Here is a 15658-nt window from a genome sequence, read left to right on the forward strand (position 1 = left end):
CGTTGTTTTGGGTTTAAGTGGGTGTAATGCTCATATATTGGGATAAACAATGTATAAGCATTACTACTACATTATTTTTCCCCATGAAAAAGCCCCAGCAATACTGAGGCTTTGTGAACGTTACGAATTAAGTAACTATATTAGTGTCGTTATTGTTGGTTAGAATTTACTTCTAAAACCTATGTAGAATGATTGACCAATTGGGTCATACGTACCTGCATCTGTTTCAGTACCAGTACTTGAACCGCTCACACCCGATAAAATGCGTGGTGGCTCTTTATCAAATAAGTTACTCGCACCAGCGTAAAGCTCTGTTGAATCGCTGATATGGTAACTTGCTTGAACATCATGATATGTCACTGAACCAATCCCTACTCCACCTGGAGCAATACCAAAACCACTTAAGAATTGATCATCAAAGTCTGCAGCGCCAATGTAAGTTAAGCTCCAGTTAAAATCAAAGTCGTTAAGTTTATAACCAAAGTTCCAGTTAGCTTTATGCTCTGATGCACCAATTTCTCCAGCAAACTCATCTTTATCAGCGCCTGGAAGTGGAATGCTATAACCATCAATTAGGTAAGTATAAGCAAGGCGAGTTCTAAACGCACCTGGGCCAATATCAGTAGAGTACGTTAGTGTTAAATCAACACCTTCTGTACCTAAACCACCACTGTTAGATACACCACTGTCAATAAACTCTAGTGAACCAGCACTATTATTACCTGATGGCGCACTACGACGAGTTATAAAGTCACAAAAGCTTGTATCGCCACCACCATAACATTGGTCAAGAATAAACTGACGAGGTGTTGATACGATTGCATCTGTAATTTCGATATCAAAGTAATCAAGCGTAATGTCTAGGCCTGATATTAGATTTTCTGGTGTAAATACTAAACCTACTGTCACAGAGTCACCAACTTCTTCTTTTAAATCTTGGTTGCCACGGTTAAAACCACTAATACCTTGTAAGTCAGACTGGTTAAGCGTGAACTCGCCATTTGAAGCGATATTAGTTGTAACACCAACATCTGTACGACAAGCATCACCTGCAGCACCACCGCCACTATTAGTAACACCTAAACATGGATCGTTTAAACCACTTGGGAAAGTTTGTGAAGGTGGAGAAAATAGTTCATCGATATTTGGAGCACGTGTTGAACGTGCACGGGTAGCACGTAAACGTAAGCTATCCATTACTTCCCAGTCTATACCCACGTTCCAACTTTCAGTATTGCCTACTGTTGAGTAGTCAGACAAACGAACTGCTGCATTCATTGTTACAGAATCAAGCACGGGGATGTTTGCTTCTACATAATATTCAGTTACATCAAACGAGCCTTCTGTTGCTGGAATTGCATTACCCGCATTAAGGCCAGCTTGCTGTAGAGCATCAAATTCACTACGTGAGAACTCTTCACGGTATTCAAAACCAGCAGCGATACCTACCGTACCTGCCGGTAAATCCAATAAATCACCTGAAATATTACCACCAATGATTTCTTGCTCAACCGACGTTGAAAGTGAGCTAGGTGCACTTACAAAATCAATAGCACCTTGCGATAGCGAATTGAAACCGTAAATGTCTACCGGCGCACAGTTAAAGCCACGTGCTGTCGCATCGATACAAATAGCCTCATCAGTAATACCATCACCATCTAAATCTTGGCTATCGATAACAGCCTCTAAACCTTGACGAAAGCTTTGTACGTTAACTAAACCACCAGAAACTTGCTGCTCTTTTGTTTTACCGTATACATAGTAAGTATCGTAGAACCAACCATCTGCTATTTCACCTTGAAAGCCTAGTGCTAAACGGAATGTATCACGCTCAGCTCGTGCTCCACGGTTACCGATATCACTTAAGCGCTTTGCAAAAAAGATATCACGCATACCATCACCATCGGTGTCGGTTGCTGCGTTATATATATCATCAGGTACAAATGCGTTACGCAATATTTCACCGTTTACATTAAATTCAATTGGTACTTGGCCATTTGCATAGATGTCGTCAGAGGCAAAAGGAAATGGCTCTAATTCAGAAACGGTTGTTGTTGCAGCGTAAGTACCTTCATAAAAAAAGCTATGCTTGTCGCTTAGCTCGTAGCTACCATTTGAGGCAAATAAGTAACGTTCTGTAGGTATCGCTATCGTACGTACGCCACTTCGGTTAAAACCATTTGCAGCTACGCCATCGCCACCGTTAGTACTAAACGAGTTTTGTAGGGTGTTTGCATCATTAAACGTAAATGTTTCATCCCCAGCGCTAAAGCGACCCTGTGGCGGAAATGAAGATAAAAATGGACTTACAGCATCAAATACAGAACCTGGGTTTGCTACTGGATCATCTTCAAAGAAGATACCTGAAAATTGGTCTACTGCCGAGCGGTCACGGTCACGTGAAAAAACAGCACCTTGATCAGAATACCCAAGATGGAACATCGCGTGCCCTTTCCCATCTGAGCTTGATAAGCCTGAGGTAAAGTTAAATTGGCGTGATTCATCATCGCCTTCGCTTGATTCACCATATTGGCCTTCGAATTCAATACCTTCAAAATCATCTTTTAGTACAAAGTTAACTACACCAGCAACAGCGTCAGAACCATAAACAGATGAAGCACCACCTGTCATAATTTCAACACGTTCGATGAATTGACTCGGAATAGTATTTAAATCGACAGCAGAGCTACCTGGTACACCTGATACATAACGACGACCATTCACTAAAACCAATGTGCGGTTAGAGCCTAAATTACGTAAATCAACAGTAGCAACACCCGCACTTGCGGTATTAAAGTTTGAGTTAGTACGGCTAATAGCTGGTGTACCAAATGCAGGGTTCTCTAATAATAAGTCTTGAATATTTAATGACCCTGATGCATCGATAGCAGCACTATCTACAACTTGAATAGGAGCCGATGACATTGCCTCAGCTGAACGAATTCGAGATCCTGTAACTTGTACGCGTTCTATTTTAGTTATTTCGTCATCTTCTGCTGCAACACCTTGAAATGAAAAGCTTGCAAGTATCGCGCTGCTTAGCGCAACTGTTAACGACGATTTTTTAAATAATCGCGCGCTACCTTTGTTAGTTAATGTCATATAATTCCCCTGAATTGTTATTTTTGTAACTAAATGGTTACTTCGCGGATTACAGTAAGGGGATTTATTTAAACACTCTACGGGCATTATTTATGAGGCGTAGTCTTTGGTACGAATAGCAGCTTTTATGGGATGAATCAGTACGTCACAATTATTTTATAAATATATTGTACTTTTCATAACAGTTTTTCCGCTAAGCACGGTCTTTATTATTATATACAGCAAGAGATATAAAATAATGATCGCTTCTTTTCATGCATTAACTTTTGTTAGTAACACTAAGTTTGCAACATTTTTAACAAAGCGTGTGCAAGATCACCGACACTTTGAATCTCAATCTTTTCTTCAAACAAATAGGTTAGATCAAATAGACACAGATCAATACAACGTACTGTTTTACGAACTAACCAACCTAGCTGACCCTATGCAAATAGTGCATTTAACTGAGCTTGCTAAAAAGCTGAAGTTAGTCATTATTGCTCAATCGGGACATTTTGCGAGTTTTGCCTTTGAAGTTGGCGCTGTAGATTTTTTAATATTAGATTCAACTGCATCACGTATTGATAAATGCTTTGATAAGCTGATTCACCTTTGCCCGATTGCAAGTGCGGCCGAACGCCAATACCAGCAAAGCACACAAGCTGAAAAGCCATCATCACACATTGTGGTTAAAGATGTAGGTAAGGTAAGGCTAATTGATATAAATGATATTATTTGGATTAATGGCGCGGGCAACTATGTAGAGCTGCATTTTACCCAAGGTAATACGCCGGTACTACATCGCGAAACCATGAAAAATATTGAACAACAACTAGAACCTGAAGGATTTGTTCGCATTCATCGCTCTACGCTGGTAAGAAAACAAGCTATTTGCGAACTGATGCCTACTGACAGTGGCGATTATAGAGTAAGACTGAAAAACGATATGTGTTTAAACCTTTCACGGCGCTATAAAGGGTGTTTAGAGAGTATTATAAGCCCTCTTCAATAGCGGTTTATAATACTCATATTAATTACCAGTTCTGTTTTATATAACTGTCATTTGGGTGCACTAATAAATAGCTTTCGGTATCTTTATAAAAATTAACTTCTACATCGCTATTTTTCCATACTTTTTCAAACATATTTTTAGCTATGATATTAATGTTTATATAATCAACTCGTTGATAGCCACGTTCTTTTACACCGGCAAAATAGGCCTCTAATGAATCGAGGCCATCCAAAGTTAACAGCTCAAACTCTTTTAAATTAACAACCACAAACTTAATCGTATTTTCAGGGTGAGTGCTCAACTCCTGAACAACTCCATTAGTTAACAGCGTAATGCCTTCATTATTAAAGCTCCCTTTCAATTCTAAATACATCTGAGGGGGCTGTGAACAAATTTGAAATTCACCATGTGCACCAAACATATATCGCCTTACATATATCAACTTCTATATATAGGATAATACAATTTTCCGATTTTGCAGTTAATTTAATAAAGCAATAAAAAAGGCCATTTCGAGTGCTTTTTCCTCTAAACTTTTAAAGCGACCTGATGCACCGCCGTGCCCTGCATCCATATCGGTTTTAAATACTAAAATATTACTGTCAGTCTTAAGTTCACGCATTTTTGCAACCCACTTCATAGGCTCCCAATACTGCACTTGTGAGTCATGAAGACCGGTAGTAACGAGTATGTTCGGATAGTTTTGGGCGCGAATATTGTCATACGGCGAGTAAGCTTCAATTACATCATAAAACTGAGGCTCATTTGGATTACCCCATTCATCATATTCATTTGTTGTGAGCGGAATACTTTCATCAAGCATCGTGGTTAATACGTCTAAAAATGGTACATGACAGCCAACACCGCAATATAACTCTGGTGCTTGGTTTACAACCGCCCCCATTAATAAACCACCAGCACTGCCGCCTGAGGCAAACACCTTGCTGCTATCACAATAGCCTTGTGCAACAAGCGCTTTTGTCACATCAATAAAGTCACTAAAGCTATTTTGTTTATGCTCTTTTTTACCTTGTTCGTACCACTCGCGACCTAGCATTTCAGAGCCTCGAACATGTGCTATTACATAAACAAAACCACGATCGAGCAAGCTCAGCGATGAACTTGAAAAACTTGGATCAATCGTATAGCCATACGCACCATAGCCGTATTGAAATAACGGATTTGTGCCATCTTTTTTAAAGCTGTCTTTTCGATAAACAACTGATACGGGTACTTTCACTCCGTCCCGAGCAGTTACCATTAATCGCTCAGACTGATAGTCATCGGCATTAAAACTACCGAGTACTTTTTGCTGTTTAAGTAGTGTTTTTTCGCCAGTTGCTAAATCAACATCATATAAAGAACCTGGTGTTGTTAAACTTGAGTAATAAATACGCGCAGTGCGTGTGTCTGGCTCTGGGTTCATTGCTATTGCAGCATAATAACAAGGATCGGCAAACTCAAGTGCCATACGATCCCCTTGCCTATTAACAACTACAAATCGAGCTTGCCCTTGCTCGCGTTCACTCAATACTAAAAAGTCATTAAATAACTCTACACCTTCAAGCAGTACATTCTCTCTGTGAGCTGTATGCTCAACCCATTGTGTTTTATCAGCAATTGTTTCGTTTGTTGCCGTCATTAATCTAAAGTTTTTAGCTTGCCAGTTAGTCACAATATAAAATGTGTCACCTAGCTTATCTACGTCAAACTCGTGGCCATCTTCACGCGGCATTAATGCTTTAAATTCGCCAGTGGGCTTATTAGCATCAAGCACCCATGTATCGTTGGTCTCTGTCGATGCTAAATCAATAATAATTAAGCTTTCATCGCGGCTTTTACCAAGTCCCATAAAAAAGCTGCTGTCTTGCTCTTCGTAGACCATTACGTCTTGGCTTTGCTCGCTGCCAAGCTCATGCCTAAATACTTGGTATCCTAATAGCGTTTTTAAATCTTTTTTTACATAAAAAACAGTTTTATTGTCGTTAGCCCAAACAACTTGTCCTTCTGTATTTTCAAGCACATCAGGAAGCATTTCACCGGTCGCTAAGCTTTTAAAGCGAACATTATAAATACGACGACCTTCAGTATCTTCAGAGTAAGCCATAAGCTGCTCGCATGGGCTTAGTGCGACTTCGCCCAGCTCAAAAAACTCAAATCCTTCAGCTAAGACATTAACATCGAGTAAAAGCTCTTTATTATCGGCCTTTATGCTCGTACTTCTATAGTGACGTGAGTATTCATCATCACCACGAACTTCTGAGTGATACCAGTATTTCCCGTCTTTAACGGGTACCGAATTATCATCTTTTACAATGCGTGCTTTTAACTCTTCAAAAAGTGTATTTTGTAGTGGCTTCATAGCAGCTAACTGTTCATCGCAGTACGCATTTTCAGCATGTAAATGCGCAAGTACTTGCTCATCCTGGCGATCGTCATCACGCATCCAATAGTAATTATCGGTACGTATCTTATTATGAGTACTTAATGTATGGGCTTGCTGTTTAGCAATCGGGAAATTAGGTAATAAACTTAAAGAGTAGACAGGACGAGACACAACAAAACCAATTAAAAAAATAATGTGATTTGCAGTTTATCATAAAAATAAAAAAGCCCATCCAATAGTTGGATGGGCTAAAACGGTAAACGCTTCATTACTAAAACCGCTATACCTTTGGGAAGATAATTTAAGCTTTATATTTGCTGCCAAGCCATAGCCCAGCTTTGCCCTACACCGGGTTCGAACATAGACTTATTATCGTCATTCGTGCGGCAAAACTCATTAAATGGCCAAGGCCTGCATTGATATACATGCCCAGTTTTTGGCTGCAATACCTTTGTACCCGCATTATAGTTTTCACAATTTTCAGGGTACACGTAATCATAAGTATCAAGGTTCTTAACAACACGCTCATCGCATTTTGCAATACAATGAAAGTCGACGTGTGCTTTACATATACCACTGCTTTGCAAAGCAAAAATTTCATTATTTCTATAGGCTACAATTAAACCCTGTTCGGTCATTTTACCTGCGCTAACCAGAGGAACATGCACATTAATATGCTCGGCAACTAAACGTGGCCATGCGTGAGGCTCACCTTGCTCAAGCGAGGTGATCTTGTAATCAAATGATAAACTAACCAGCTCTCCTTGCATGTCGTAAAAGGTTACACTCACCACATCACCAATAAATAATTGGGTATGATGATTTAAGCAACCTATTGTTGACCACTTTCCACAGGCCAACGACGTATGCATAAACACGGCAACACCTTAAGAGTTACAAAATTTTATCCATAGACTATGGATACACAAAAAATACACTGAGGGCAAGTGATACATAACAACACGTTATGCAGTAGTCCCGCTACCATAGCTTTTAAAAAGCCTTAGACCGGAAACTTTGCGTCCTAACCTTTCGGCTAGTTTGCCAGCAATGCGGCGATTATAATTCGACCCCGCATAACAATCAAACAAAAGAATGTAACCAAAAACAAAAACCAACCCTTTAAGGTTGGTTTAATGTGTTTTTAACTAAACAAATAAGTTAAAGGCTCTTTCGCCCACGTAAATACCAGCAACACCAATAAAGATATAAATATTAACCACGCAGGCCAAGACGCTTTTGTTACTTTAGCCTCAGAGTCATCCGCTTTTAACTCTTTTGAGCCTGTGATCATCGCCTTAACTAGCGGTTTGCCTTTTATTCTATAAACAATAATAGCTAATACATGCAAGCCAATAGCATAAAGTAAAATGTCAAAATTCAGCTCATGTAGCCAATTGGCAAAATCAATCGTATCGCTAGACACATATTGAGCAAGCGGCCCGTCAGTTAAAATACCATCACTGCTCATTAAGCCACTTACAAGTTGCGTTATGATCAATATAAAAAACACTATCACCATACAGCTACCGGGTGCTGAATGGCCTAACGATTCGCTTGGTGATTTTAATGCCTTTAAAATAGCTCTAGGAGAGTGCAGTAACCCACTTAATCTCGCGGTTTTACTACCAATAACACCCCAAATTAAACGTGTTACTATAAGTGCTAAAGTAAAAAAGCCAGCAACAAAATGAAGCTCAATCATGCCCTCTTCAATACTAAAATAAAGCACTGCAATACTTACAACCAAAAACCAATGAAAGCATCTAATAAACCCATCCCACACTTTTAACGTCGTCATTGTGCCTATCCTTAAAAAAACAGTATTATTTAATTTGTTAACTACTTTAACATCATAATATTAAGGTATCCTTATGAGCCATTCTACAAGCCGTGAGAGTAAATATCATGCAACCAGTTAAAAAAGCTATTTTAAAAGGCTTTTTAGATATGCTACCACTGTGTTTAGCCGTTGTTCCTTGGGGTATTTTATGCGGCTCTTTAGCGATTCAAAATGGTTTTAGCGCCTTTGAAACCCAAGCAATGTCGTTATTAGTATTTGCAGGCTCTGCACAGCTTGTTGCGATTGAACTTATGGCGGGCAACACACCATTGCTCACAATTTTATTCACAACATTTATTATTAGCTCTCGGCATTTTTTATACGGGTTAGCCGTGCGTCATAAGGTGATTGATCAACCTATGCGTTGGCGCTTACCAGTAAGTTTTGTTTTAACCGACGAGCTGTTTGCGTTTTCTCATCATCGAAGAGCATATAGAACAAAAACACGCTTAATATACGCATTAAGCGCTGGTTTTAGCTTTTATATTGCATGGAATATTTGGACGTTAATTGGCATTGTAGCGGGCACAATGCTGCCCGACCTAACTAATTTAGGGCTCGACTTTGCGATTGCTGCCACGTTTATCGCGTTAGTTATTCCGGGAATCAAAAATTTGGCCTCACTCGTTACGGTAATTGTAGCAGGCGTTAGCGCAACGCTTTTAAAAAGTACCGGATTTGAGTTATGGCTTGTTTGCTCAGCGCTGCTGGCAATGGCCGCAGGTTATAGCACAGCAAGGCTAACCGCTAAAAAGGAAGCAACGCCATGATGACAACTATTTTACTCATGGCGTGTATTACATTTTTTACGCGTTATTTATTTTTACACCGCGCTTTACCGTTTAAAGTAGGTCCTAAAATGCAGCAATTTTTAAGCTTTAGCGCACCTGCGGTGCTTACAGCAATTTGGGTGCCTATCGTGTTTTTGAATGAAGATGGCATTAACTTAGACTGGCAAAACCCTTATTTAAGCGCAGCAATAGTCGCTATCATTGTTGCCTATAAAACACATAATATTTATTACACAACACTTGCCGGTATGGGGCTATTTTTAATATTAAATTAGAGCACTCTTTATACTTTATGAAATACTGTACTCAGGTTAAAATACCAATAACAATAATAAAAAAGACGCCAATATGCACAAATTCCATCAATTAAGCGCAACAAGCTTGCAGGGTCAACCTATTAACTTTAGTGATTTTGAAGGTAGGGTTGTGCTTATTGTTAATACCGCAAGTAAATGTGGATTTACCTACCAATACGAGTCGCTTCAAGCTTTGCATAATAAATATGCTAGCCAAGGTTTAGTTATTTTAGGGTTTCCGTGTAATCAATTTGGTCAGCAAGAACCCGGCGACGCTACACAAATAGAGCAAGGGTGTTTAATTAATTTTGGTGTGAGTTTTTTAATGGCGGCCAAAGTAGATGTAAACGGTAAGCATGCTCACCCAGTCTTTCGTTTTTTAAAATCGGCTTTACCTGGTTTTTTAACACGTAAAATAAAGTGGAATTTTACTAAATTTTTAATTGCCGCAGATGGCACGCCAATTAAACGTTATGCACCTTTTACTAAACCAGAAAAGCTAGAACTTACAATTCAAAAAGCTTTGGCACAAACTAAAAATGCGCTTTAAAAAGTAATAAAGAGGCGCAAGGCCTCTTTATTGCCAATACTACTGAAACTTAAACATACGCATAACTGCACATTTAAACTCTCAATATTAATTGGTATTTTATTTATACTAGTGAAATTTAATCGGTGTAATCGCTTAAATCATCTTCGCCTAGATTTTTACGCAAGCGTTTTTGCTCAAGGTAGTCTTCCAACTTCTTTTTAACCTTTTGCTTGTTCTTATCGTGTTGATTACGGCCGAGCATTTCGTACTCGTCTTCAACAAAATCGTCATCTAGCGCATCGTAACTAAATGTCTTACCCACAACCCACTCCATAAAGTGTTTGAGACCAACCAAGGATTTTATTATCGCAATAGTCGGTAAAATTAAAATGTTTAACGTCAAAATGCTGTGCAAATTAACATCAAAATAAAGCCACGTGACTACTGTAAATAGTCTTCATGTCAGTAATGTGAATAAATAGCGCTAAATTTGAATTGAGGAAAGTGAGAGTTTTTTATCGTATCGATAAATAAAATTTATTAATTTTTATTAGTTAGCCAATTTGACTAAAAAATAGTTATTTATTAATTAATTTCATTTACTAAAAAACAAACAAAAACAGTTAAGCATATGTTTTATATTAAAAAATAAAACTGGCATCAAACTTGTTATTAATTAATCGTCATCAACAAAAAGTAGAGAACAAACATGAAAAAATTACTATTAGTTAGCGCATTAATTTGTTCACCAGCCGCTATGGCTCATAACGATAACGATTCTGCAATTTCATTTAGTAATGATGAATGTAACGTCGAATTTAAAAATGATGTGCGCATTAAGCCAAACGAATTGGAAATTTTTACCGCCAACAATAAAACCATGCAGTTTAATACCCATGGTGACTTAACCGTAAATGGCGAACTTGTAGCGCTGAATAGTTCGCAGCGCGACGCGCTAACCAAGTACTCTGATAGCTTACGCACTCAATTACCTGAAGTAGCTAATATAGCGCTTGAGGGTGTTAAAATTGCCGGAGTAGCATTAGAAGAAGTAGGCAATGCATTTAATATTGACGGTCTTGATAATATGTCTGAGCTTATGGATGACATTAAAATCGAAGTAGAAAACACATTTTACCAGCAAGGTACATTTGTGATGGGCCAACAAAGTTTTAATCAATTTGGCGAAAACTTTGAACAACAATTTGAGCAGCAGATAGAAACAGCGGTTGAATCAGCAGTAATGCAATCAATGGGCAGTATTTTAGTTGCTTTAGGTTCTGAGTTACTTGGTTCAGGCCGTGATATGGATGCCTTTGAACAACGTATGGAAAATATGGGTGCACAAATAGAAGAAAAAGTAGAGCTACATGCAAGCGCACTTGAAGAACGTGCCAACTCTTTATGTGGAAACTTTGCTGATATTGCAAAACAAGAAGAGCAATTAGTAATGCAAGTGCCTGAGCTTGAAGGTTACCAGTTATTTAGCTTTAAACAAAATTAGTACAGCAAACGTTATTTAACATCCCTTTGGCAGCACTTAAGTTTACTTAAATGCTGCTTTTTTGTGTTTCGCAAACTTATACCAACCTGCATAAATCTTTGAGCAATTTAACGAATTAAATTGCACTATAACGTCGTTAAAAATTTTTTATTTAGAACAACTCGATACAAAAACTTTTGCCTAGTTCTAGCGTAATTTTCTTAACGTTAAATAGACCCCATATATAAGCAGATTGGTATTACTTTTTAGCTAATAAAGTAAGCTTACCCAATGTAACTATTGCTTGCTCAATTTGCGCGTTCCATTGCACACCATAACTTAATCTTACGCAGCTTTTATATTTATTAGAGGCCGAAAAAACAAGCCCAGGGGTAATACTAATACCAACCTCAAGCGCAAGTAAAAACAATGTTTGGCTATCGTACTCGCCTCCTAAATCTAGCCACATAACGCAGCCTCCTTTTGGATCGCTTATACGTGTGTTTTTTGGCATAGCTTGTTGTAAGCACCATCGCATACGCTCTTTATTATCGCGCAAGCGTTGCCTAAGTACTTTTAAATTTCGGTCGTACTCACCACTGGCAATAAACTCAGATAACGTCCATTGGTTTATTAACGAAGCAGAGCAACTTAGTGCTCTTTTATATCGCCTTGCTTGCGTTGCAAATTTACCCGCAACTAACCAACCTACACGATAGCTCGGCGCTGCCGTTTTAGAAAAAGATGAGCAACTAATCACTAATCCTTTTTTAGAGTACGCTAAAGCAGGTGTGCCTCGTTTTGCCGTAAAATATAAATCGCCATATACGTCATCTTCAATAAGCACTACGTCATGACTTTCAAGTAGCTCCACCAGCTGCTGTCTGTTTGTATCAGGCATAAAGCTGCCCACAGGGTTACTAATTGCAGTCGAGAATAAACACGCTTTTATATCATGCTCATTTAAAGCGCGTTCCAAATCACTTAACCAAATACCATTATCTGGGCACAGTGGTATTTCGAGCGCTTTAAGCCCTAGGCTTTCTATTAACTCGATAATCCCGTGATAGCAAGGCGTCTCAATGGCAACTACATCGCCTGGCTTTGTCACACACTTAAGTGCAATAGCCATGGCTTCTTGCGCACCATTGGTGATCACAAGCTCGTCCATATTTATGCCAATACCAAAATCTAAATAGCGATGCACCAATTGCTTTTTCAGCGGTACAAACCCATCTGTTGGTCCATAGTTAATAGCTTTACTGCCCGCAATTGTCATTACACGGCGCATGTTTCTGGCGAGTGCTTTATCGGTGGGTGCAGCAGCAATTGGATTAGCGATACCAAAAGGGACTACGTTAGCTTGATGAATGGCGCTGTATACCTGCTCTATTAAGGCTTGTTTATTTACCACAACAGGCTCGCGACTCAATTTAACTCGCTTAGGTAAGTTATGCGCGGCGTTAACAGCTTTTAAAAAGTAACCTGATTTTTCACGTGCCTCTACTAACCCCTGATCTTCAAGTGTTTGATAAGCTTGCTTCACTGTCGGAATACTAATGTTTAAGTTATCTGCCATTTTACGCAGTGATGGAAGTTTTTCGCCAGGGAGTAAAACCTGCTGGGCGCTCATATCTCTGATCAACTGAATAACTTGCTGATATAGAAACTCATGCCCCTGGCTATTTTTTTGTCTTATCATCACGCATCCAAATCTGTATAGGTTACATTTTTACTTTTCTGTATATGGTAAGTATACAGATAGGTCTTAAAATAGCCATTCAATCGGGCTTTGGAGACTAACCATGAAAAGTGCAACGCTATACATTACAACCGTTTTAATTTGGGGTTCTACTTGGTTAGCCATCGAATTTCAGCTAGGTGATATTGCGGTAGAGCTATCGTTATTTTATCGCTTTGCTATTGCAGCGCTTTTAATGTGGTTATATGTAGCGTACAAAAAACCGGATATGCGCTTTTCATTAATCGATCATGGCTTTTTTGCTTTGTTGGCTATTTGTAATTTTGCCTTAAATTACTTAATGCTTTACTGGGCACAAAATTACTTAACCTCCGCTATGACCTCTATCGCCTTTTCACTATTGCTGGTTATGAACATAGTTAACACTCGACTATTTTTTGGTAAGCCTATCTCAAAACGAATTTATACCGGTGCCGCACTCGCTGTATTAGGTATTACGTGTCTGTTTTGGCCACAGTTACAGCAGTTCGACTTAAGTAATGGTGCATTGGTCGGGTTACTACTTGCCCTTGGTGGCACCTTTGTGGCTTCATTGGGCAACATGGTAAGCGTTCGTAATTCTCGTAAGCAAATTGGCGTATTGCAGGGCAATGCATGGGGCATGTTATATAGTGCTATAGGCTTAGCTTTATATGTATTAATGAACGATGTGCAATTTAGTTTAAACGCCCCAACTAGCTACTGGTTATCATTACTTTATTTATCAATATTTGGCACAGTAATCGCTTTTGGTTGTTACTTTGCACTACTAAAAAATATAGGCCCTGAAAAAGCCAGCTACGTTATTGTTTTATTCCCGTTAGTGGCAGTAACACTGAGTAGCTTTTTTGAAGGCTTTGAATGGCACGCAAATACCTTTGCAGGGTTTAGCTTAGTGCTATTAGGTAACGCCATTGTGCTTACCCCAACAAAACGAATTAACGCCTTTTTAGCTAATAGAGCAATAGCTAAAAGTGGCTCCGTCCCCAGTTAGACGCGTTATTAACGCAACTAACGCAAAAGCGCCTACTTTACTGTAGGCGCTTTTTTATTGGCATATGAAAAAGTAAGGCCTGTCCATGCACACTTACAACTGCAGGAGTTTTACCTATCAGCTCACCATCTGCTTCAATCAATAACCCTTCAGTTTTTATGGAAGCTGTATTTAAGCGACTATAGGTAAGGTTTTTTATATACTCATGACGCTTAAAAAATAACTTAATAAAGCTTATTACATTATAAAAAAGCCCACCCGATCGCATTTGATAACACTCAAGCTGGCCATCAGTTAAATCTGCTTTTGGCGCTATTTTTAGCCCGCCACCAAAGTACTTATGATTAGCAAATACAGTAATTAAATTTTGATACTGCCGAGCATCGTTATTAAACGTACCTTGTAACTGCTGAGCTTGATAATAAAATAGCTCTTTAATGCTCGTCCAACTGTAATCAAAAGATGAAAAATTAGCTTTATCGTTAATAGTTTTAATCACATGAGCATCAAATCCTACCCCTGCAATATTAATAAAATAGCGGCTATTAATTTTTCCTATATCAATTGCTGTCGGTGTATTAAATAATGCCTTTCGCCAATCATCTTCTTTGCAATTAAACCCTCTGGAGAAATCGTTACCTGTACCGCAAGGTAATAATGCTAACGAACAACTGCTCCCTATTAGCGCATTGACCGCCAAGTTCAATGTACCATCGCCACCTAGTGCAACTACTTTGGGAAATTTACTCAGTAACAACCTTATTTGAGCGCAGTCATCGTCAAAGCTTCCCGTTGTAGTAAATATACAATAAGAAAAGCTGCGCTTTTTACAGATATTTTTAAGCCATGCCAATGATTTTTGGCTCTGTTTTTTGATACTTGGTTTAATAATTATAAGTAGTGACAAGCTTTTGTTTCCAGCAATGTATTTTAGAGTGAGATAACAAACGTTTAATTAAATTTTTTTAATCCGAATAAATAATCAAAAAACATTGTATAAAATGCATAAAAATAAATTAAAAAACCAAAGACCCCAACATCAAAGGGGTTAAAACCAACCGTCATATAAATAGCTATGCAAAAACAGTAATGCAACTTACTGAATCGCATATTAATAAAATCAATTCAGATTAGTTTAACTAATCCCTCAGGCTCAATTTTTATCGTTGTATTTTTAATCTAACAACGTGCAAAATGCACGCAATTTCAACAGATACGATCGGAGCAAAATAATGAAACCAATTAATACATTAAATCAAACAGCAGTAGCGCAAGTAGCCGTTAAACCAACTAACCGTAAAGCAAGAATGTTAGCTAAACTTAACACGATTGGTAAAAGACTAGCACTTAGCGGTGCAGCTCAATATAAATAATCACCCAACCATGATTATTTTTCGGTGCAGCGAACACTCAACCACTAAATGAAGTCACTTATTTAGCTCCCATTGTTTGCTGCAACCTATTTATTTTATTAAAAATTGCCTTAATTTCCCCTTATT

Annotated in this window: 15 protein-coding genes and 1 riboswitch; of the genes, 7 read left to right on the forward strand and 8 right to left on the reverse strand. The window is 38.5% G+C overall.

What is annotated here, in order from left to right:
• Window positions 1-159 precede the first annotated feature (159 nt).
• The gene (locus GQR47_RS09125) at window positions 160-3102 is read right to left on the reverse strand and encodes a TonB-dependent receptor (RefSeq protein WP_024597140.1); all 2943 of its coding nucleotides are present in this window, start codon (window positions 3100-3102) and stop codon (window positions 160-162) included.
• 238 nt (window positions 3103-3340) lie between these two features.
• Here GQR47_RS09125 and GQR47_RS09130 point away from each other — a divergent pair, with 238 nt between their 5' ends.
• Window positions 3341-4093, forward strand: coding sequence for a LytTR family DNA-binding domain-containing protein (locus GQR47_RS09130; RefSeq protein ID WP_024597141.1), 753 nt, complete (start codon window positions 3341-3343; stop codon window positions 4091-4093).
• Window positions 4094-4115: 22 nt separating this feature from the next.
• Here the strand turns inward: GQR47_RS09130 and GQR47_RS09135 are convergent, their stop codons facing one another.
• The 4 genes from GQR47_RS09135 to GQR47_RS09150 form a co-directional block, all read right to left on the reverse strand.
• Window positions 4116-4514, reverse strand: a complete 399-nt coding sequence (locus tag GQR47_RS09135) for a hypothetical protein (RefSeq protein ID WP_024597142.1) — start codon at window positions 4512-4514, stop codon at window positions 4116-4118.
• Window positions 4515-4574: 60 nt separating this feature from the next.
• On the reverse strand, window positions 4575-6650 hold the full coding sequence (locus GQR47_RS09140; protein ID WP_024597143.1) for an oligopeptidase B: 2076 nt from the start codon (window positions 6648-6650) through the stop codon (window positions 4575-4577).
• Between the two features lie 137 nt (window positions 6651-6787).
• Entirely contained in the window at window positions 6788-7351 is a 564-nt protein-coding gene (locus GQR47_RS09145) for a hypothetical protein (RefSeq protein WP_024597144.1), read from the reverse strand.
• Window positions 7352-7447: 96 nt separating this feature from the next.
• Window positions 7448-7535: riboswitch (cyclic di-GMP riboswitch) on the reverse strand.
• Window positions 7536-7623: 88 nt separating this feature from the next.
• Complete coding sequence (locus GQR47_RS09150; RefSeq protein WP_024597145.1) at window positions 7624-8280, reverse strand: cytochrome b/b6 domain-containing protein; 657 nt, start codon at window positions 8278-8280, stop codon at window positions 7624-7626.
• A 107-nt stretch (window positions 8281-8387) separates the two neighbouring features.
• Between GQR47_RS09150 and GQR47_RS09155 the strand changes: the two genes are divergently transcribed.
• From GQR47_RS09155 to GQR47_RS09165, 3 genes are all read left to right on the forward strand, one after another.
• Entirely contained in the window at window positions 8388-9092 is a 705-nt protein-coding gene (locus tag GQR47_RS09155) for an AzlC family ABC transporter permease (protein WP_024597146.1), read from the forward strand.
• A complete protein-coding gene (locus GQR47_RS09160; protein WP_024597147.1) occupies window positions 9089-9388 on the forward strand; it encodes an AzlD domain-containing protein in 300 nt (99 codons plus the stop codon). The genes GQR47_RS09155 and GQR47_RS09160 overlap by 4 nt, the downstream gene beginning before the upstream one ends.
• Window positions 9389-9461: 73 nt before the next feature.
• Window positions 9462-9959: a glutathione peroxidase gene (locus GQR47_RS09165; protein WP_024597148.1), complete on the forward strand. Its 498-nt coding sequence runs from the start codon at window positions 9462-9464 to the stop codon at window positions 9957-9959.
• Window positions 9960-10077: 118 nt separating this feature from the next.
• On the opposite strand, the gene GQR47_RS09170 is transcribed toward GQR47_RS09165, so the two are convergent.
• Complete coding sequence (locus GQR47_RS09170) at window positions 10078-10263, reverse strand: hypothetical protein (protein ID WP_007579801.1); 186 nt, start codon at window positions 10261-10263, stop codon at window positions 10078-10080.
• Window positions 10264-10650: 387 nt separating this feature from the next.
• Between GQR47_RS09170 and GQR47_RS09175 the strand changes: the two genes are divergently transcribed.
• Window positions 10651-11445, forward strand: coding sequence for a YggN family protein (locus GQR47_RS09175; protein ID WP_024597149.1), 795 nt, complete (start codon window positions 10651-10653; stop codon window positions 11443-11445).
• A gap of 238 nt (window positions 11446-11683) precedes the next feature.
• On the opposite strand, the gene GQR47_RS09180 is transcribed toward GQR47_RS09175, so the two are convergent.
• Window positions 11684-13126, reverse strand: a complete 1443-nt coding sequence (locus GQR47_RS09180; RefSeq protein WP_024597150.1) for a PLP-dependent aminotransferase family protein — start codon at window positions 13124-13126, stop codon at window positions 11684-11686.
• Between the two features lie 103 nt (window positions 13127-13229).
• Here GQR47_RS09180 and GQR47_RS09185 point away from each other — a divergent pair, with 103 nt between their 5' ends.
• Window positions 13230-14159, forward strand: coding sequence for an EamA family transporter (locus GQR47_RS09185; RefSeq protein ID WP_024597151.1), 930 nt, complete (start codon window positions 13230-13232; stop codon window positions 14157-14159).
• Window positions 14160-14196: 37 nt separating this feature from the next.
• Here GQR47_RS09185 and GQR47_RS09190 read toward each other — a convergent pair whose 3' ends face one another.
• A complete protein-coding gene (locus tag GQR47_RS09190) occupies window positions 14197-15066 on the reverse strand; it encodes a YegS/Rv2252/BmrU family lipid kinase (protein WP_024597152.1) in 870 nt (289 codons plus the stop codon).
• Between the two features lie 325 nt (window positions 15067-15391).
• Here GQR47_RS09190 and GQR47_RS09195 point away from each other — a divergent pair, with 325 nt between their 5' ends.
• Window positions 15392-15532 (forward strand): hypothetical protein, encoded by a 141-nt coding sequence (locus GQR47_RS09195; RefSeq protein WP_164487637.1) that lies wholly within the window; start codon window positions 15392-15394, stop codon window positions 15530-15532.
• The last annotated feature ends 126 nt before the right edge of the window (window positions 15533-15658 follow it).

It is taken from the genome of Pseudoalteromonas sp. Z1A2, from assembly GCF_011378755.1.
In the GTDB taxonomy this organism is placed as follows: domain Bacteria; phylum Pseudomonadota; class Gammaproteobacteria; order Enterobacterales; family Alteromonadaceae; genus Pseudoalteromonas; species Pseudoalteromonas distincta.

What these genes read in the sequence shown, in the direction of transcription:
- GQR47_RS09125 (WP_024597140.1), bottom strand. Translation starts at nt 3,102, where the DNA reads ATGACATTAACTAACAAAGGTAGCGCGCGATTATTTAAAAAATCGTCG.
- GQR47_RS09130 (WP_024597141.1), top strand. Translation starts at nt 3,341, where the DNA reads ATGATCGCTTCTTTTCATGCATTAACTTTTGTTAGTAACACTAAGTTT.
- GQR47_RS09135 (WP_024597142.1), bottom strand. Translation starts at nt 4,514, where the DNA reads ATGTTTGGTGCACATGGTGAATTTCAAATTTGTTCACAGCCCCCTCAG.
- GQR47_RS09145 (WP_024597144.1), bottom strand. Translation starts at nt 7,351, where the DNA reads ATGCATACGTCGTTGGCCTGTGGAAAGTGGTCAACAATAGGTTGCTTA.
- GQR47_RS09150 (WP_024597145.1), bottom strand. Translation starts at nt 8,280, where the DNA reads ATGACGACGTTAAAAGTGTGGGATGGGTTTATTAGATGCTTTCATTGG.
- GQR47_RS09155 (WP_024597146.1), top strand. Translation starts at nt 8,388, where the DNA reads ATGCAACCAGTTAAAAAAGCTATTTTAAAAGGCTTTTTAGATATGCTA.
- GQR47_RS09160 (WP_024597147.1), top strand. Translation starts at nt 9,089, where the DNA reads ATGATGACAACTATTTTACTCATGGCGTGTATTACATTTTTTACGCGT.
- GQR47_RS09165 (WP_024597148.1), top strand. Translation starts at nt 9,462, where the DNA reads ATGCACAAATTCCATCAATTAAGCGCAACAAGCTTGCAGGGTCAACCT.
- GQR47_RS09175 (WP_024597149.1), top strand. Translation starts at nt 10,651, where the DNA reads ATGAAAAAATTACTATTAGTTAGCGCATTAATTTGTTCACCAGCCGCT.
- GQR47_RS09180 (WP_024597150.1), bottom strand. Translation starts at nt 13,126, where the DNA reads ATGATAAGACAAAAAAATAGCCAGGGGCATGAGTTTCTATATCAGCAA.
- GQR47_RS09185 (WP_024597151.1), top strand. Translation starts at nt 13,230, where the DNA reads ATGAAAAGTGCAACGCTATACATTACAACCGTTTTAATTTGGGGTTCT.
- GQR47_RS09195 (WP_164487637.1), top strand. Translation starts at nt 15,392, where the DNA reads ATGAAACCAATTAATACATTAAATCAAACAGCAGTAGCGCAAGTAGCC.